This window comes from Pseudomonas sp. MWU16-30316, from assembly GCF_020515645.1.
Classification (GTDB): domain Bacteria; phylum Pseudomonadota; class Gammaproteobacteria; order Pseudomonadales; family Pseudomonadaceae; genus Aquipseudomonas; species Aquipseudomonas cerasi.
In genome coordinates, this window is sequence record NZ_JAIZAZ010000004.1 from 439,293 (window position 1) to 457,661 (window position 18,369).

At 60.1% G+C, this 18,369-nt stretch carries 11 protein-coding genes; 8 read left to right on the top strand and 3 right to left on the bottom strand.

Annotated elements, in window-relative coordinates; translation table 11 throughout:
- The first annotated feature begins 299 nt into the window (after positions 1–299).
- The 7 genes from LCH65_RS16730 to LCH65_RS16760 all read left to right on the top strand — a co-directional run bounded on the left by LCH65_RS16730 (position 300) and on the right by LCH65_RS16760 (position 10,486).
- Positions 300–524: a DUF6555 family protein gene (locus LCH65_RS16730; RefSeq protein WP_003316018.1), complete on the top strand. Its 225-nt coding sequence runs from the start codon at positions 300–302 to the stop codon at positions 522–524.
- A 414-nt stretch (positions 525–938) separates the two neighbouring features.
- Positions 939–2,969 (top strand): methyl-accepting chemotaxis protein, encoded by a 2,031-nt coding sequence (locus tag LCH65_RS16735; RefSeq protein WP_058416435.1) that lies wholly within the window; start codon positions 939–941, stop codon positions 2,967–2,969.
- Positions 2,970–3,150: 181 nt separating this feature from the next.
- Positions 3,151–5,073: a methyl-accepting chemotaxis protein gene (locus tag LCH65_RS16740; protein ID WP_054082267.1), complete on the top strand. Its 1,923-nt coding sequence runs from the start codon at positions 3,151–3,153 to the stop codon at positions 5,071–5,073.
- A gap of 574 nt (positions 5,074–5,647) precedes the next feature.
- A complete protein-coding gene (locus LCH65_RS16745; RefSeq protein ID WP_003367892.1) occupies positions 5,648–7,402 on the top strand; it encodes an ABC transporter permease subunit in 1,755 nt (584 codons plus the stop codon).
- A gap of 22 nt (positions 7,403–7,424) precedes the next feature.
- Complete coding sequence (locus tag LCH65_RS16750; protein ID WP_170846049.1) at positions 7,425–8,729, top strand: nitrate/sulfonate/bicarbonate ABC transporter ATP-binding protein; 1,305 nt, start codon at positions 7,425–7,427, stop codon at positions 8,727–8,729.
- Between the two features lie 51 nt (positions 8,730–8,780).
- Positions 8,781–9,848, top strand: coding sequence for a HAMP domain-containing sensor histidine kinase (locus tag LCH65_RS16755; protein ID WP_226439640.1), 1,068 nt, complete (start codon positions 8,781–8,783; stop codon positions 9,846–9,848).
- Entirely contained in the window at positions 9,848–10,486 is a 639-nt protein-coding gene (locus LCH65_RS16760; RefSeq protein ID WP_058398177.1) for a response regulator transcription factor, read from the top strand. The genes LCH65_RS16755 and LCH65_RS16760 overlap by 1 nt, the downstream gene beginning before the upstream one ends.
- A gap of 129 nt (positions 10,487–10,615) precedes the next feature.
- Here the strand turns inward: LCH65_RS16760 and LCH65_RS16765 are convergent, their stop codons facing one another.
- From LCH65_RS16765 to LCH65_RS16775, 3 genes are all read right to left on the bottom strand, one after another.
- Positions 10,616–12,499, bottom strand: a complete 1,884-nt coding sequence (locus LCH65_RS16765) for an acyltransferase family protein (protein ID WP_226439641.1) — start codon at positions 12,497–12,499, stop codon at positions 10,616–10,618.
- 96 nt (positions 12,500–12,595) lie between these two features.
- Positions 12,596–13,879, bottom strand: a complete 1,284-nt coding sequence (locus tag LCH65_RS16770) for a hypothetical protein (protein WP_187810078.1) — start codon at positions 13,877–13,879, stop codon at positions 12,596–12,598.
- 392 nt (positions 13,880–14,271) lie between these two features.
- Positions 14,272–15,891, bottom strand: coding sequence for a glucan biosynthesis protein D (locus LCH65_RS16775; RefSeq protein ID WP_003432784.1), 1,620 nt, complete (start codon positions 15,889–15,891; stop codon positions 14,272–14,274).
- A gap of 528 nt (positions 15,892–16,419) precedes the next feature.
- Between LCH65_RS16775 and LCH65_RS16780 the strand changes: the two genes are divergently transcribed.
- The gene (locus LCH65_RS16780; protein ID WP_226439642.1) at positions 16,420–18,366 is read left to right on the top strand and encodes a protease modulator HflK; all 1,947 of its coding nucleotides are present in this window, start codon (positions 16,420–16,422) and stop codon (positions 18,364–18,366) included.
- Positions 18,367–18,369: the final 3 nt, after the last annotated feature.

Consider the following 18,369-nt stretch of genomic DNA (forward strand, 5'->3'; position numbering starts at 1 on the left):
GGTGTTAAAACCACCGTTCAATAGGATTTGATTATTCCCCTTGCGTGGCTGAATGTTCGTTCATAGTGGCGAAGAAGCCTGTTTGGATGGGGCTGGAGGCCGTTGCTGTTTTACGCAGGAAAAAAGCGTAAAAAGTGCAGTTATAAACAAACTCTATCGCTAACTAAACCGTTCGGTTCAGGTATAAACATACATCATAAGATGGCAGCATGACATCATTTAGATTATGGCATTAATATTTTGAATTTTTTGAAACTGCTGCGATCTGTTTTGCAAGTCGACAAAGCAGGAGCAACACAATGGCTGATGAAAAACACTACCGTATCGATTACCTGCTGCATGGCAGTTACAAGACGTTCTACATACGAGCAGGTGCCATGGATAACAAAGAGGCCTGGCACTGGGCTTCAGTGGATGCCGGGTTCGGTGCGATCCCCAAGTACCGTTCCGACCCGGTACCCAAGCTGAGCAAGCCTCAGGCTGAAAAGCTCGGTCTGTCGAACGTGGAGTGGGCGAGGGCTTGAAAGCCCTCGAATCACCTCGATACGACGCCTGCCGTCGTGCGTCACGATGCCGCACGACGGTATTACCTTTGAAAAGTCTACGGTCGCCAGATCCGTCAGATGAGCCTTTGTTTCCCGCCTGAATACCCTCATTCGGATATGCCTGCCGCAAGCCTCGTACCCGCAAGTCTCTCCCTTTCTTCATTTGCCCGATGCCCATGACCTCATGTTAAACGTGCTCTGGCCGATAGCCGGACTATCAGGCTATGGCACCCATTGAACTTCCTGAAAAGCCATTGCTCTGAAGTGATGTCAATATGCCTCCATCTGAACGGATGACCTCGTTCAGCGCGGCATAGCTGCCCGTATTACCCGTGATGCAAAGAAAGGAGCTTTTCCGCCCGGATCGGACACCCTAATTAAAAAGAGAATGCTATGAACATCCTTTCGCCTGGTATCTACCTCACCAACCGCCTGCGTTTCCCTGCCAAGTTTGCCGTTTTAGCCATCATTATCGTCATCCCGTTGATCGTTCTCGGTCTTCGGGTTTTCAACAGTCTGAATGCAAGCATCGACACGGTCGCGCAAGAGCGCGTTGGCCGTGAGTTCCTGCAAATGACCACGCCCGTTCTGCGACTTTCCATGCTGCAGCGCGCGGCCAGCAACCGTCTGCTGGCCGGCGATGCCTCCGCCGCTCAGGATGTGATCAGCAACCGCGCTCAGCTTGAAACCGCGCTTGCCAACCTTGCCGATATTGATGCACGACAGGGGCAGCAACTGGAAACCGAGAACCGCGTACAGCGCCTGCGTGAAAGCGCCCGTTCCCTGATGGACAGTATCAAGCCAGGCCTCTCTCAGGATGACGTGTTCGCCCAGTGGAATGAGCAACTGGCCCAGACACTCAACTTTATCTACTACGTCTCGGCTACCTCGGGCATGGTGTTGGACGAAGATTACGCCTCGCTGTTTCTGATTGATCTGAGCACCATTCGTATGCCCCGGGAAATCAACGTTGCCGGTCAGATCCGCGGCATCACGGCAGGCTTGATGACCGGCCAGGGGCTGAGTGTATCGATGCGCGGCTCGCTCGAGAGCCTGCTGAAGATCGAACTGCAATTTCGGGCCGAGCTGGAGCAAAGTATTCGACTGCTCAAGCGCCGTTCGCCAGAGCTCGCAACGCGCATCAGTGACCCGATCACTGCCGCTACTGCAGCGATGGACAGCTTTCGCAGCGACCTGCACGCGTACATAAAGGGCACAGAGTTTTCGGTGCAGCAGGGGCAGTCGCTGAGCGCGCGCGGCAACGGGGTTGTCTCGGGACTCTACAAGGCTCAGGACGAAATTCAGACTGCGCTTCAGGATGAATTGAATGCGCGCTACGACGCCTTGGTGCTGCAGCGCGAAATAGTCATTGCCATGTGTGTGATCATGGGTTTGTTGCTGCTCTACGCGTTCTGCAGCATTTACCGTGCCTTGCGCCTGACCATCGACAGCCTGCTGGGCGTCACCCGCCGTCTGGGCGAGGGCGATCTGAGTGCACGCGTAACGGTCGTCAGCAAGGACGAAGTGGCTGATATCGCCAATGGTCTGAACCTGATGGCCGAGGCCTTCGCCAGTTCTATCTCGCACATGGACCGCACCTCTTACGAACTGTCTGATGTAGCGTCCCGTCTGGGCTCATCCATCGGCCTGGCCAAGCAGTCGATGAACGCGCAGCAGGCTGAAACGGAGCAAGTGGCGACCGCGATCAACGAGATGACCGCCAGCGTCGCCGACGTGGCGCAGAACACCGAAGGTGCCGCACTGGCCGCCGATGAAGCGAACACCGCGTCACGTAACGGTCTGCGCATCATGCACCAGGCACACTCGACCATTCAGGCTCTGGCCGAAGAAGTGGAAGTCAGTGCTCAGAAGGTTCAGGCGCTGGCCCTGCACAGTCAGTCGATTGGTGGCGTTATCCAGGTCATCAGCACCATTGCCGATCAGACCAACCTGTTGGCCCTCAATGCCGCCATCGAAGCAGCGCGGGCGGGCGAGCAGGGTCGCGGGTTTGCCGTGGTGGCTGATGAAGTCCGCACGCTGGCTTCGCGCACTCAGGCGTCGACCGAAGAAATTCGCGGCATCATCCAGCAACTGCAAGGTGCGACCGATGCTGCCGTGCAACAGATGCAGGCCGGCCAGCAGAAGGCTCATGCGTGCATCAGTGCCGCCAGTGATGCTTCGGGCAGCCTGTCGAGCATCAGTCAGGGCGTGGAGCGCATCGTCGAGATGAACACGCAGATCGCCAGTGCTGCGGTGCAGCAGCATGCGGTCTCCGAAGACATCAACCGCAATGTCATGGAGATTCGTAACAGCTCCGGGACGTTGATGCTGGGTATCGACAATAACGCGGCTACCGCCGATGAACTGGCGCGCGTCGCCAGCGACATGCGCAATGTTGTGGCACGTTTCAAACTGACTGCCTGATTGAATCGGGGGCCGTTCAGCCCCCGATTTCCCTCCCGAATCGGCGCTTTCGCGCGCATTGCCTTTTTCCGATCAAGTTTTGCTCTTCTGCGGCCGATAGCTCTGGCGCGCGGGTTTGCTGTCTATAAAAACAAATCTCAGCTCTTTCGTTGCGCACAAAAAAGCATTTTCAGGAGATTTTATGAACAGCAGATTTGCGAATATCAGCGTCAACATGAAGTTGGCATTGGGCTTTGGGACCGTTCTTTTCTTCACGGCAGTGCTCGCCCTCGTTGGCTGGACCAGCCTCGACAAGCTCATCAATCGCACCGACAGAATCGGCGATATCACCGAGCTGAGTGACAACCTGACCAACCTGCGAATCGCGCGTCTGCAATACATGCTGACTGACGGCGATGAAACCGCAGCACAGAACATGCAAGGCAAGCTGGATGTGTTCAAGGCGCAGCAGCAATCACTGCTCGTCAGCTTCAACAATCCGGTCAACCTCAAGCCGCTGCGCGAACTGGCCGATGTCACTCGCGACTATGAAGCATCCCTGAACAGCATGCGCGCCGTGTACCAGGCCGGGGCCAAAGTGCGCAACGAGATGACCGCCAATGGGACAGCGGCCATGCAGGCTGTCGAGTCGTTGAATAAGGCGGTCATGCAGATCGATCCTTCTGATCCGGCACGCTTCGATCTGGCCCAGTTGGCGAACAGCGCTCGGCAAGACCTGATCCTCGTGCGTTATGAAGTGCGCGGCTATACCGGCAACCCGAATGACAAGACCGAGGCAGCAGCCTTCCAGCAACTGGATAGCGCGATCAGTCGTCTGGACAGGCTCAAGGCTGCTTTTGGTTCCGCCAATCGCGAACAGATCGCACAGTTTGAAAGCGCTCTGCGCAATTACCGCAGCTCGGTCGATGCCTTCAAGGCAACCACTCAGACAGCTGCGAGCGTGCGCAAGGATCTGACCACTCAAGGCGCGACCATCGTCAAACTGGGCGAAGAGCTGTATGGCCTGCAGATGCAGATGGGCAAGGAAGACACTGCTCAGGCGCGCAGCCTGCAGATAGGGTGTGTGGTGTTGGTCATGTTACTGGGCATTCTTGCCGCTGTGGTCATTACGCGTCAGATCACTCGCCCATTGCGCGATACGCTGGCCATCGTCGAACGTATTGCATCCGGCGACCTGACACACACCGAAGCGGTCACCCGACGCGATGAGCTGGGTGTGTTGCAGCAAGGCATCCAGCGCATGGGGACAACCCTGCGCGAACTGATCTCCGGTATTCGCGACGGCGTTACCCAGATTGCCAGCGCGGCTGAAGAACTGTCGGCAGTTACCGAGCAGACCAGTGCAGGGGTCAACAGCCAGAAAGTCGAGACCGACCAGGTGGCCACGGCCATGCATGAAATGTCGGCGACGGTGCATGAAGTGGCACGCAATGCCGAACAGGCGTCCGTGGCGGCTTCCGATGCCGACAAACAGGCGCGTGATGGCGACAAGGTCGTGGGCGAGGCCATCCAGCAGATCGAGCGACTGGCCGCTGAAGTGGTTCGCTCATCCGACGCAATGAACGTGCTGGAGCAGGAAAGTGACAAGATCGGCAAGGTCATGGATGTGATCAAGGCGGTCGCCGAACAGACCAACCTGCTGGCCCTCAATGCCGCCATCGAAGCAGCACGTGCCGGGGAAGCCGGCCGGGGTTTTGCCGTGGTGGCCGACGAAGTTCGTGGCCTGGCGCAGCGTACCCAGCAGTCCACCGAAGAAATCGAAGGGCTGGTGGCGGCGCTGCAAAACGGCACGCGCCAAGTGTCGGGCATCATGCTCGGCAGCCGCACGCTGACAGACAGCAGTGTCGAACTGACGCGCAGGGCCGGTACGTCGCTGGAAAGCATCACCCGTACGGTGTCGAGCATCCAGGCGATGAACCAGCAGATCGCTGCCGCCGCCGAACAGCAAAGCTCGGTGGCCGACGAAATCAGCCGCAGCATCGTCAATGTTCGCGATGTATCCGAACAGACCGCCGAAGCCAGCGAAGAAACCGCAGCCTCCAGCGTCGAACTGGCACGCCTCGGTGGCCAGCTGCAGATGATGGTCAGCCACTTCCGGGTGTGATCCACCCGACGGTCGTGCCCACGCGGAGTACTCGGACACCCGTCGTTCCGCATGCTCCAGCGTGGGGATGCATGTCGTGACGCTCCGCGTCACAGCTCCAGATCGCACCGCTTCTTCAAGGGAGGACGCGGAGCGTCCGGAACGGCATGCGACGCGGAGCGTCGCACGATAGTCCAGCCGGCCACCTATCGTTCCTCACGCTCCAGCGTGGGAATGCATTTCGTGACGCTCCGCGTCACATCTCCAGGTCGCACCGCTTCTTCAAGGGAGTACGCGGAGCGTCCGGAACGGCATACCTACGCCGAGCATGGGCACGATAATGTTCTTTTGCGCGACGCTTAACTGGCCTGAATAACGGGGTGATAGTTATATAACTATACGTTGGTATACCTCACTCATACTGACAGATAAACATGAGCTACTTTTGCAGGTTTCTACTGTTGATCGAAACTCTATAAGCTTTACCTCACTGTCCGGCAACTATTAACTCACGGCCTTTATCTGTTATCGCTGACTGCCTGTTTGTTTATAAAGCAGGTGGGTCTGCGCCTGCGCGGCCGGCTCGAGGTGAGCAATGCATTCGATATCTGAATTCGGTAAAAGCCTGCGGACGCCCCGTTTTGTAAAACCCGGTGCACGCACGCCTTATTGGGCCGATGGTATTTGCCTGGCCATCCTGACCCTGTTCATTGGTCTGTTCATCTACGGTCTTGGCCAGATGATGCAGCCGCTCGCGGTGCTGAATTCGAGTCCCATGAGCCTCGACCCGGCGCGCCTGCCCGAATACGCATTGCGCACCACACTGCGTATGTTCATCGCGCTGGCCGCTTCGTTGATCTTCACTTTTGTCGTCGCCACGCTGGCCGCCAAAAGCCGCAAGGCCGAGCAAGTGATCATCCCGGCGCTGGATATTCTTCAGTCGGTGCCGGTGCTGGGTTTTCTGACGTTCACCGTGACCTTCTTCATGGGCCTGTTTCCCGGTCGGCAGATGGGCGTCGAATGCGCAGCGATCTTTGCCATCTTCACCAGCCAGGCCTGGAATCTCGCGTTCAGTTTCTATCAGTCACTGCGCACCGTACCGAGTGACCTTAACGAGGTCAGCCGTCAGTTCGGGCTGTCTGCGGTACTGCGCTTCACTCGCCTGGAACTGCCGTTCGCCATACCGGGGCTGGTGTGGAACATGATGATGTCGATGTCCGGCGGCTGGTTTTTCGTGGTCGCCTGCGAGGCCATTTCGGTCGGCGACACCACCGTCAATCTGCCGGGCATCGGTTCCTGGCTGGCGCTGGCCATCGAGCAGAAAAACCTGGCGGCGATTGCCTGGGCAGTGGGCGCAATGGCGCTGGTGATTCTGGCCTATGACCAATTGCTGTTCAGGCCGATCGTCGCCTGGGCGGACAAATTCCGCTTCGAGCAAACCGCATCGTCGAAGCGTCCGCGCTCGTGGATGTACAGCGTGCTGGGCCGCTCCCGTGTGGCACCGATGCTGGGTTCGATCCTGGCTGCGCCGTGGAAATGCCTGATGCTGATCGACTGGCGCGTGTTCTCCCGGCTGTGGAAAGTGAAGCTCACCCCAGGCGTCGTCCGCGTGCTCGACTACGCGTGGCTGGGCCTGGTCATGGCCGCCTGCCTGGCTGGCAGCGTGTACCTGTTCAGGTTCATCGAAGCCTCTCTGGGCGTCAGCGACATGGTCACTGCCTTTGGTCTGGGCCTGGCGACGATGGTGCGTGTGATCGTACTGATCGTCATTGCGAGCCTGATCTGGGTGCCCGTCGGTATCTGGATCGGCTTGCGTCCGGTCTGGGCCGAACGCTTGCAGCCAATCGCGCAGTTCATGGCGGCGTTCCCGGCCAACGTTCTGTTTCCTTTTGCGGTGATCGCGATTGTCGGCCTGCACCTGAACCCGGACATCTGGCTGTCGCCGCTGATGGTGCTCGGCACCCAGTGGTACATCCTGTTCAACGTGATCGCCGGGGCCAGCGCCTTGCCGACTGACCTGCGCGAAGCGGCGACCATGTTCAACATGCGCGGCTGGCAGTGGTGGCGGCGTGTCGCGCTGCCTGGCGTGTTTCCCTACTACATCACCGGTGCGCTGACCGCGTCGGGTGGTTCGTGGAACGCCAGTATCGTTGCCGAAGCGGTTTCCTGGGGCGATCAGCATCTGGAAGCGGCAGGCCTGGGGTCATACATCGCCAATGCGACCCAGGCAGGTGACTTTCCGCGCGTTGCGCTGGGCATCGTGGTCATGTCGGTCTTCGTGATTGCGTTCAACCGGTTGCTGTGGCGCCCGCTGTACGGGTTCGCCGAGCGACGTCTGAGTCTTGTCTGATCTTGTGTAAGGGGAGGGCGCCATCATGATGGCTGTCGAAACGCGTTGCCTGGTAGATGTTCAGAAAGTCCGACATGTGTACGGCAAAGGCAGCAAAGAGCGCCTGGTGCTGGATGACGTGACCCTGACGCTCAATGAGAACGAAATAGTGGGCCTGCTGGGCCGGTCCGGCTCGGGCAAGTCGACCCTGTTGCGCTCCATCGCCGGGCTGGTGGTGCCTACCGAAGGTGAGGTGAATTTCCCTCGTCGTGTGCAAGGACGGGCAATGTCGGTGGGCATGGTGTTCCAGAGCTTTGCGCTGTTTCCCTGGCTGACGGTGCTGGAAAACGTCGAAGTCGGCCTCGAAGCGCAACGTGTGCCTGCCGCCGTACGCCGCAAGCGCGCACTGGCGGCCATCGATCTGATCGGCCTGGACGGTTTCGAGAGCGCCTACCCCAAAGAGCTGTCCGGAGGCATGCGTCAGCGGGTCGGCATGGCGCGCGCGCTGGTCATCGATCCTGACGTGCTGTTGATGGACGAACCGTTTTCCGCGCTCGACGTGCTCACCGCCGAAACCCTGCGTACTGACTTGCTGGACATGTGGAGCGAGGGGCGCATGCCCATCAAGTCGATCCTGATGGTGACGCATAACATCGCCGAAGCCGTGCTGATGTGCGATCGCATCCTGCTGTTCTCCTCCAATCCTGGCCGGGTGATCAGCGAGATCAAGGTCGATCTGCCCCAGCCGCGCAACCGCCAGGACCCGATCTTTCGGGCGCTGGTGGAAGAGATCTACGTGCTGATGACCCAGGACAACGACGCCGGCGAGATTCGTCAGGGCGTGTTTCCGGGCACCGGGCTGGGAATGGTGTTGCCACAGGTTTCCACCAACGCACTGGCAGGGTTGATCGAGGCGATTCACGCGCCGCCCTACAGCCTCAAAGCCGACCTGCCGGAGCTGGCCGCTGCGCTGCACTACAACGCCGACGAGCTGTTCCCGATTGCCGAGGTGCTGCAACTATTGCGCTTCGCTGAACTGAAGGGCGGCGACATTCGCCTGCTGCCTGCCGCCAATCGTTATGCGCTGGCGGATGTCGACGAGCGCAAGCAACTGTTCGCCCAGCACCTGCTGAGCTTTGTGCCGCTGGTGGCGCATATCCGTCGGGTGCTGGATGACCGTCCCACGCACACGGCACCGGCACGGCGCTTTCGTGATCAACTCGAAGACTTCATGTCTGAAAGCGATGCCATGCAGACCCTCAACGCAGTGATTCAATGGGGGCGCTACGCGGAGTTGTTCGCCTATGACGAACTGACCGATCAGTTCAGCCTGGACAACCCGTCCTGAGGTTTGTAGGACATACTCAACAGGCCTTTTGCAACCAGCGGGATGATGCGCATGCGTGAACCGGAATCCTACGGCAAGGCTGCTATGGCGGTGCGGCTGATCGCGTTGCTCATACTGGCGCTGGTCATTGCAGTTGCCGACACCTTGACCGACCTGGAAATCGCCGTGGGCGTATTCCAGATTGTTGTGGTGCTGCTGGCGGTCAGGTTCCTGCCGTCCACAGGCGTTATCGCGATGGCGTTGCTGTGCATGGTGCTGACCGTGATCAGTTACGAGATGACGACCTCCAGAGGCAGTGAGGCGTCCGGGCTGATCAATTGCATCATCAGCCTGGCGGCCATCGCCATGACCACCTGGCTGGCGCTGCGCATGGCGCTGGCCATCCGCTCGGTACATGAAGCGCGCTCACAGCTGGCGCGGATCGCACGGGTCAATCAATTGGGTGAACTGACGGCGTCCATTGCTCACGAGGTCAATCAGCCGCTGTCGGCCATTGTCACCAGCGGCAATGCCTGCCAGCGCTGGCTGGCCACCGAGCCGGTTAATCTGGAGAAGGCCCGGCAGGCCGTCGACCGCATGATCAGTGACGCGAACCGCGCCGGGGACATCATCGTCCGGGTGCGCGCGCTGGCGAAGCGTTCGTCCACTCACAAGGAGTGGATCAGCGTGGCCGATACCGTCGCCGAGATCGTGGCGCTGGCACACAGCGAGATAGAGGGGCAGGGCGTCGCACTGCTGGTCGACGTTCCGGAGGGCCTGCCGCCGCTGCTGGCTGATCGGGTGCAGATCCAGCAAGTGTTGCTGAACCTGATGCTCAATGGCGTCGATGCGATGAAAAAGCTCGAGGCGGATCAGGCGCAACTGGAGATTCGGGTGGGCTGGCATGACGGCGGTGATATCGAATTTGCGGTCAGCGACAACGGTATCGGCGTGCCACCGGAAAACATCCATCGGTTGTTCGATGCTTTCTACACCACCAAGGAGGAAGGGATGGGGATTGGTCTGGCGATCAGTCGTTCGATCATCGAAGCTCATGGCGGGCGCATCTGGGTCACCTCAAACCCTGCAATCGGTGCTACGTTTCACTTCACCCTGCCCACCGGAAAGATGGAAACCTGATGAGCACAGTTGCCGCCGCATCACAGGCCGAAGAGCCGATCATCTACGTCCTTGATGACGACCTGTCGGTGCGCTCCTCGCTGGAGGATCTGCTGGCCTCGGTCGGGTTGCGCAGCATGCTGTTCGGCTCGACCCGCGAGTTCCTGGACACGCCGCGTCCTGACGCGCCGGGCTGCCTGATTCTGGACATTCGCATGCCTGGAATGAGTGGTCTGGACTTCCAGGAGCATATGGCCAGGTCGGGGATTTCCCTGCCGGTCATTTTCATCACCGGGCATGGCGACATTCCCATGTCCGTGCGGGCCATGAAGGCCGGTGCGGTGGAGTTTCTGACCAAGCCTTTTCGCGATCAGGACTTGCTCGACGCCATTCAGCAGGGGTTGGCGCAGGATCGCAGTCGACGCAAAAGTGCCGCGGTCGAAGCCGAACTTCAGCGCCGTCACGCCAGCCTCAATTCCGGTGAGCAGCAGGTGATGGAGCTGGTGGTCAGCGGCCTGCTCAACAAACAGATTGCAGCCCGGCTGAACGTGAGCGAAATCACCGTCAAGGTCCGCCGTGGCTCGGTGATGCGCAAGATGGAAGCCGATTCCCTGGCCGACCTCGTCAAGTTTGCCGAGCGCCTCAAAGAGCTGCACTGATCACCGGCCCACGCCGAGCCCTCATCGTTATACACAAGTCCGCTTTTGATTCTGGCCGGCGGCGGTAGGAGTAGGCGCGAAGAGGCCGCTACAGCCTCCAGAAACAGGACATTTGTACTCAGCGGCTGACTAATTCACCAGCTGCGGCAGTACGTAGTTGCGCACGACGTACAGCGAACCTTCTGCGCTCAAGTGCCCTGAGTCGATCTGCAGCAGAGAGCGGTTGTCTTCCAGGCGTACCCGGCAGGCATCGGCGATGCACAGTTTGTCGATCAGCGACACAAACTGGATGCCTGCCGATGCGGCCAGTGCGCGGGTTGCCTGATCCACCAGCATGACACTTTGATCCAGAGCCGGATCGCGGATGTACGATTCGCTCAGCCCCCAATGACGGTTGGCGATGACGCTGGGCAACGACGGGTTCCACTGCGGAACCGGGCCGATCAGCACGATGTGCTTCACACCAATGCCCTTGAGCCGAACCGCGATCTGCGTCCAGTCGGTCTTGTCGTGCCCGTCCTTTTGCGCGATGACCACGATGTCCGGACGCAGCCTTTCGATGCCCTGCAGGGCCGTTCTGTTGGAGTAGTCACAGGCCCTGCTGGTCGCAGAGGTACGTCCTTGCTGGTCCCTCAGCGCGGGACGGCAACTGGCCGAGGCGACCTGATAGAAGGGCGTGCTGTGTGTCAGCAAGGTACGCAGGCCGAGCGACAGCGCTTGTGCATGAGAATCGCCCCACAGGAACACGCCACCTACCCCTTGTTTGCGGGTGCAGGCTTCATCGATGCCTGATTGGCCGCGCTGGGTCAGGGCGGAGAAGGCGTCACATTTCAGCCAGTAGGGCTCGTACAGATTGTGCTGGCGATCAGCGTACTCCTGAATGAAACGCGCCTTGTCCGAAACACTCACCGGGCGCAGGGGAGAAATCACGCCGCCGGTTGCACTCACCAGCGTTCCGCCGACGAACAGCAGAGCGATCAGCGTGCCGAACGTGGCACGTCTGCTGCGCTGATCAGACGACGGCCTGCTGACGGGCTGCTCGATCAGCCGCCATGAGACCAGACCCAGCATCACGGCCACGCCGATGCCCACCAGCACTGCGCGGGTCTCGCCCAGTAACCCGGCGTCATTCATCCACACCACCACCGGCCAGTGCCACAGGTACAGCGAGTACGAGCGTGTGCCGGCCCATTGGGCGAGCGGGTTACAGGTCAGCAGCGAGTCGTTGTGTGCGGCGACGATCACCGCGAACGCCCCCAGCACCGGCATCAACACCAGATAACCCGGCCACGTGTCCTGCACGGACAGCAGAAAGAAGCCGGCCACGATCAGCGTCAGTCCTATGTGTTCCAGAACGCGCTGCTGCAGGGCCTTCAATTGCAGCGGGAACAGGCAGGCCACGCCACCTGCGAGTAACTCCCAAGCGCGGGTCGGCAGCAGGTAAAACGCTGCCTCCGGCCATTGCGAGGAGGCAGATACGCACACCACAAAGCCTGTCAGGCTTGCGCCCAGTACCCACCAGCGCAGGTTGTGCAGCGCGACGAAGCGACTGAGCATCAGCAGCGCAATCGGGTACAGCAGGTAGAACTGCCATTCCACCGACAGCGACCAGGTATGCAGCAGCCACTTCTCATGGGCGCTGGCGGTGAAATACCCCGCCTCACGCCAATAGACGAAGTTGGAAACGAACCCCAGGCTGCTCGCCACATGTGTGCCCAGCGCGCTGTAGTCCAGCGGCAGCAGAGCGAACCAGCCAAGCAACAGCAAGGCAAAACACAGCACAGCGAGGGCCGGGACGATGCGCTTGGCCCGTGACGTGTAGAACGCCGCCAGCCTGAATTTACCGCTCCTTAAGCCGCGCAGGATGATGCCGGTGATCAGATACCCCGAGATCACGAAAAACACGTCGACACCGGCAAAGCCGCCAGGCAGCCAGTCGGGGTGGAAGTGGAAGAGCAGCACTGCGATCACTGCGATGGCGCGCAGGCCATTGATGTCTTTTCTGAAGTCCATTTGAGAAAGCCATCCGTTGGCTGATCGTGAGGGGGAGGGGCCGGGGATCAGCCGAAGCTTATCGGCAGCCAGCGTTGTGGTGATTGTGCTGGTTGATCAGCGTGCAGCCGACGTCAGCCCGGGCACATGGCCCGCAGAAGATTCTTTGCCGGCCATCACATGACCAATGGCCAGGCCGATGAACAGGTTGGCGACAGCGACCTCGAACATGTCGGTGGTCCAGCTGATCAGGCACCAGCAAAAGCTGATCGCCAGGAGCATATGGCCAACACGGGTCTGATCATCGATCAGGCGGAACAACAGCGGAATCTGCAGCGCATACAGCAGCAGGCCGAGCACGCCCAGCATTGCCCAGAGGTACAGGGCAGAGCTGTCCATGCCGAGAAATACCCCGGCACCGTCCACCGGAAACAACCCCATCGTGCTGCCGACCATGCCGAAGCCTGCCCCGCTGATCATCCAGCCTTCGCGACTCATCGCATTGATCAGGCCGGGCCAGGTGTTGATCAGCCGGTCATACAGCGAGGCCAGAGAGCCGCCGCTGCTGACCGCGTAAGCGTCAGGGCTCACAATCAGGCCCAGTGCCGGCAACAGCAGGCCGATGCCTACCACCACGGTGCACACTGCCCTGCAGGTCCAGCTCATCCGCCGCAACAACAGCAGCACGATGGTCAGCGCGAAGGCCGCGGCTGGCGCTTTGCTGGTGGTCAGCACGATGGCGTAAAGCGCCACCGCACTCAGCAACATCATCATCAGGCGCGAGCGCAGGAACATGATCAGGTACAGCGTGTAGAAGGCGATCATGATCGACAGCACGTTGGACACCCTGGCGAAACCGGCAATGCGGTCCACCTCGTCCGCGCTCCATGAGGTATTGGCGCTCAACTGGGTTTCACCGACGCTGTAGCTGTAGCCCTTCCATGGCACGGAGGTGAGCTTGTCCAGGGCAATCCCCAACAGCGAGGCCAGCAGGCAGAAAGCAATGGCGCGGTACAACAGCTTGCTGCGATACAGCAGGTGCCGGCCACATACCAGGCCGAACACCAGCGGGCTCAGCGCGAACAGACTGAACGCCAGGTTGTGCGCGCTGGCGCGATGCAGCATGGCCAGCAGCGCGGAAATCAGCCACAGGATCGTGAACGTCCAGAACAACCGCCCGGCTCTGAATGTGCGCAGTTCGAGCGTAAATAGCAGGATGCAGGCGGCCTTGGGCAGATAGAGCAAGGGGCTTATGCCTGCCTGGTCGAAGTAGAAGCGCAAGGCTCCGGAAAAGGTCTCGACCAGAATCAGGCTGATGGCGACCCACACCACCACCGTGGACTTGTCAAAGGACATCAACGACGACCTGGCGTCGACGCCGTTCGCAGTATTCAACGCCATGCTGGCTGCCTTGTGAAATACGTCAGGGGAATTGCGCGGACAAAGCTACCGCCCGACGATCACGGGGACGTGTCGACACAGGGAAGCTTTGGGAGATGGGGGGTCTGGAGCGGACGCTCGCAACGGCATGACAACAGGTATATCAGTCGCAGTTGGGGCAACTGTCAATTAATTAGTCAGGATTAATGGTTATGCGCTGCACTTAGTACCCAGGACAGGACGCGGAGCGTCCAGAACGGCGTGCCCACGCTGGAGCATGGGCACGATGGTGTTCTTGCGGACGCGATCCTGCAGACACCTATCGTTCCTCACGCTCCAGCCCAGACATTTATCGTTCCTCACGCTCCGCGTGGGAATGCCTTTCGTGACGCTCTGCGTCACCCATCTGCGGATTACGGGTATTTACGTCTGTCCGGTGCAGGCGGGAAGTACTGATAGAGCCAGGTCTCGCTCAGCGTACGGTCGCCAGTGCGGATGAACATGCGCATTTCAACCGGCTCGACCGAGTCGCTGTCCGGTACCCAGTCGAAGGTGACGCGGTAGCCCTTGATGTCCGGCAACACGAGGATGTTGAAGTCCTGCACCTTGCCATGAGTGACCGTGACGATGGGCTCGATTCCAGTGCCTTCCGGCAAGCGATCCAGACCGCCGCCGTTGAAGTCCACCGCGAAGCGGCGTGCCCAGGTTTTCGGGTAATGCTCGCCCGGTGCCCAGCCTTCGAGGAAGCCGCCCATGCCTGAACGTGTCGCGTGGACCTGTGCCAGCGGCGTGCTTACCGGCGGCAGCGGGCTCCAGAACAGCTTGTAGCCGTAGTTCATCGAATCCCCGGCCTTGACCGGCGTCTTCGGTGTCCAGAACACCACGATGTTGTCCATCGTTTCGCCCGTGGTCGGCAGTTCCAGCAGGCTGACCTCGCCTTCGCCCCACGCCGTGATCGGCTCGACCCACAGGCTCGGACGACGGCTGTACCAGACAACGGTGTCCTGATAGCTGGAGAATTCGTGATCGCTCTGTACCAGCCCGAAGCCTTTCGGATCGGTGTCGGAGAACGCGCTGAACTGCGGTTTGGCCGGGTTGTTCAGCGGACGGCAGATCCACTCACCGTTGCCACGCCACATCGACAGGCGATCCGAGTCGTGGATTTGCGGGTGGATGGTGTCGCACATGCGGCGTTCGTGAGTGCCGCAGCTGAACATGCTGGTCATCGGCGAAATGCCCAGCTGCTGGATGTCGGTACGCGCATTGACGTGCGCGTCGATTTCCATGACCACCTGGCCGGCCTGACAGTCGATGTCGAAGCGATAGGCGCCGGTCGCGCTCGGCGAATCGAGCAGTGCGTAAACCACGAAGCGTGTCGCGTTCTTGTCCGGCGTTTCAAACCAGAACTTGGTGAAGTCCGGAAATTCTTCCTGACGTTTGGCGTAACTGTCGATGGCCAGGCCGCGGGCCGAGAGGCCGTATTGCTTGTTGCTGTCCACGGCGCGGAAGTAGCTGGCGCCGAGGAACGAAACGACGTCATTGATGGCGATTTCAGGCGCCTTGAACAGTTTGAAACCGGCAAAGCCCAGGTCGCCCTTGACCAGGTTCTTGTCGATGCCACTGTTCTCGTAGTTGAACAGGTCATGGCGGAAATGCACTTCGCGCGCCTGCTTGCTCTGCGGATCGACGCTGTACATGCGCACGGGCGTCTTGAAGCCCATGCCGACGTGGAAGAAATGCACGTCGAGCTGGCCGTGGACGTCTTTCCACAGCGAGTGATTCGGGTCGTAGCGGATGGCATTGAATTGCTGCGGCGTCATGTTCGCAAGTACCGGTGGCAGCACCTGCTTGTTGCTCACATACCCTTTGCTCGCAAGCTTCTTGGCATGCGCCTGCAACTCAGCAAAATCGAAGTGTTCGATCTCGCCATCGGCTGCGGCGGCCAGTGCCCGCGCAGCAAAAAGCCCTGAGGCCGATACGCTGCCGTAGGCGGCTAACGCCATGGACGCTTTCAGGAGATTTCTGCGATTCATAAAGGTGAAGCCTCTGAGTAATTCTGTGCGTCCTGCACAAAAAATGGCGCGCCAACGACTCCTTGCCGAACGCAAACTACCCACAACAGATAACAAAGACGAGATACGGTTCGGAAATCGGCCAAAAAAAAACGCCGATCATGGCTAATGAATCCGGCGTGTTGACGGCTATAACGCTGATTTTTGTGTCGCTGCAGACTAATCGATTAAGCGCATCGCCGCTTGGCGCAAGGCTTCCAGACGATCGGGGCAAGAAACGCTGATCAACTCGACGTCTTCGACCCGCACGAAAACTTTTTTCGCCAGGCAATATTCAGCAATCATTTTGCTGGCGCGCGGGCTCGCTCTCTGCCTGACTTCAGGTCGATTCGCCCGCTGGGCAGCACCGCTATCTCACATCCGTTCAGCTAATAGTCCTGACGAAAGTTTCATTCCGCGTGTTATATCGTAACGCTATGATTCACTGGCATTCAGATGCCAATGCAGGGCTCTCCAAAGGGCGATAAATCAGCGGGTGCCGGGGTAGTGATGCGGGTTGATTTGGATGAGCACGAAGGCCTTGAAGGCCTGCCACGTTTTCAAATGGCGGTGCAACAGGTTAGGCGTCTGGGACGATTGATGTATGTGACCGGTGGAGCAGGGGCGTTCGGGCTGCTGCTGGCGTTGTCCATCGATCTGTTTTCCCCCGGCTCTTTGTGGATGGCCGTGTTGTGCAACGCCTCGGCGGCGTTGTTTCTGCTCACGGCGGGCTTGCAGTCGGCGCGGCATGTCGCGCTGTGGCGGGCTCGCGCGCTGCGTTCGCCGGACGCAGACACCCTCGACGAAAACCTGTCTGCTGACGACGAGAGCGGCTGGTACGAGCGCCTGCTTGAACGGCTGAGTGACTCCGGCAAATCGCTGGTCAGGCACGTGGGCAGCTCGACCCTGTGGCTTGCCGGTTGGGCGGTGCTGGCGTTGATCGTCGTTCGTGCCTTCTGGAACCTGGCGCTGGCCGGCGTCGACCTCTCCACGGCCGGTAGCCTGGCCGGCAGCGTCATGCTGTTGTTGGCATTCGGGCTGCTGGTCATCGAGCGACAACTGAGCAGCGAGTCCGACAGTCAGTCGCCGGAGGCCGGTGCGCTGGCGCAACTGGTGCGCATGACGCTGATCGTCCTGCTGGTCGGCGCGCTGTGCCTGTTTTTCTCCAATGCAGAACGTGTCTGGCCTGCGCGGCTGGCGGTATTGATCGGCCTGCTGCCGTTTGGCGTGGCGCTGGAGTTTCTGCTGCGCGCTGTGCTGTCGGTGTTCAGCCCGCGCAACCCACGCAGCGAACCGCGCCTGCTGGCCGCCAGTTTCATCGCCGACCTGTTGCGCTGGCCGCCGCGTCCGCTGCTCGCCTTGCAGCACGAACTGCACAACCGCTTTGGCATCGATCTGCGCCAGATCTGGGCCTTTACCTACATGCGTCGCGCCTTTTTGCCGGTACTGACGGTGGTCGCAGCGCTGGGCTGGGTGCTGAGCGGCGTGCATGAAATTCCCATGCAGGGGCGGGGCATTTATGAACGCTTCGGCAAGCCGGTCGACGTGTTCGGGCCCGGTCTGCACGTGGGTTTGCCCTGGCCGTTCGGGCGTGTGCTGGCCGTTGAAAACGGCGTGGTTCATGAACTGGCGACCAGCGTTTCTGCTGCCGACACGGCCGAGCAAACGCTGGACCCGGCCGAAGGCCCGCCACCGGGTAGCGCCAACCGTCTGTGGGATGCCAGCCATATCAACGAAAAATCCCAGGTCATTGCCAGCAGTGCAGGCGACAAGCAGAGCTTTCAGATCGTCAATATGGACGTGCGGTTCGTCTACCGTATCGGCCTGACAGATGCCGCAGCCATGGCGTCGACCTATAACAGCGCTGACATCCCAGCCCTGATTCGCAGCACGGCCAGCCGGGTGCTGGTGCATGACTTTGCTTCGCGCACGCTGGATGAACTGCTCGGCGAACAGCGCAGCGAGCTGGCCGATGACATCGGCAAGGCCGTGCAGGCCGACTTGCAGCGGCTGGACAGCGGCGTCGAATTGCTCGCTACGGTGGTTGAAGCCATCCACCCGCCTGCCGGTGCGGCCAACGCCTATCATGCTGTGCAGGCTGCGCAGATTGGTGCACAGGCGCTGATCTCTCGCGAACGCGGCGCGGCCAGCGACAGGGCCAATCAGGCGCAGCTCAATGCCAGCGTGGCGCGTGATCAGGCCAGTGCCGTCGCCCGCGAGATTCTGGCCGGCGCACAGGGTGCAGACCTGCGCTTCAGTGCCGAACGTCAGGCCTATGCCAAGGCAGGCCAGGCGTTTTTGCTGGAGCAATACCTGGCCCAACTGACCGAGGGCCTGGGCAATGCGAAGTTGCTGATACTCGACCACCGTCTGGGCGGCGACAGTGCGCCGACCATCGACCTGCGTACCTTCACCCCACCGGCAGACCCAACGGCGCCGCGTAAAGCCGTTCAGTAAGGA

Excerpts from the sequence above, each read along its gene's own strand:
- LCH65_RS16770 (WP_187810078.1), bottom strand. The coding sequence starts at position 13,879 with ATGGCGTTGAATACTGCGAACGGCGTCGACGCCAGGTCGTCGTTGATG.
- LCH65_RS16740 (WP_054082267.1), top strand. The coding sequence starts at position 3,151 with ATGAACAGCAGATTTGCGAATATCAGCGTCAACATGAAGTTGGCATTG.
- LCH65_RS16755 (WP_226439640.1), top strand. The coding sequence starts at position 8,781 with ATGCGTGAACCGGAATCCTACGGCAAGGCTGCTATGGCGGTGCGGCTG.
- LCH65_RS16760 (WP_058398177.1), top strand. The coding sequence starts at position 9,848 with ATGAGCACAGTTGCCGCCGCATCACAGGCCGAAGAGCCGATCATCTAC.
- LCH65_RS16745 (WP_003367892.1), top strand. The coding sequence starts at position 5,648 with ATGCATTCGATATCTGAATTCGGTAAAAGCCTGCGGACGCCCCGTTTT.
- LCH65_RS16765 (WP_226439641.1), bottom strand. The coding sequence starts at position 12,499 with ATGGACTTCAGAAAAGACATCAATGGCCTGCGCGCCATCGCAGTGATC.
- LCH65_RS16730 (WP_003316018.1), top strand. The coding sequence starts at position 300 with ATGGCTGATGAAAAACACTACCGTATCGATTACCTGCTGCATGGCAGT.
- LCH65_RS16780 (WP_226439642.1), top strand. The coding sequence starts at position 16,420 with ATGCGGGTTGATTTGGATGAGCACGAAGGCCTTGAAGGCCTGCCACGT.
- LCH65_RS16735 (WP_058416435.1), top strand. The coding sequence starts at position 939 with ATGAACATCCTTTCGCCTGGTATCTACCTCACCAACCGCCTGCGTTTC.
- LCH65_RS16775 (WP_003432784.1), bottom strand. The coding sequence starts at position 15,891 with ATGAATCGCAGAAATCTCCTGAAAGCGTCCATGGCGTTAGCCGCCTAC.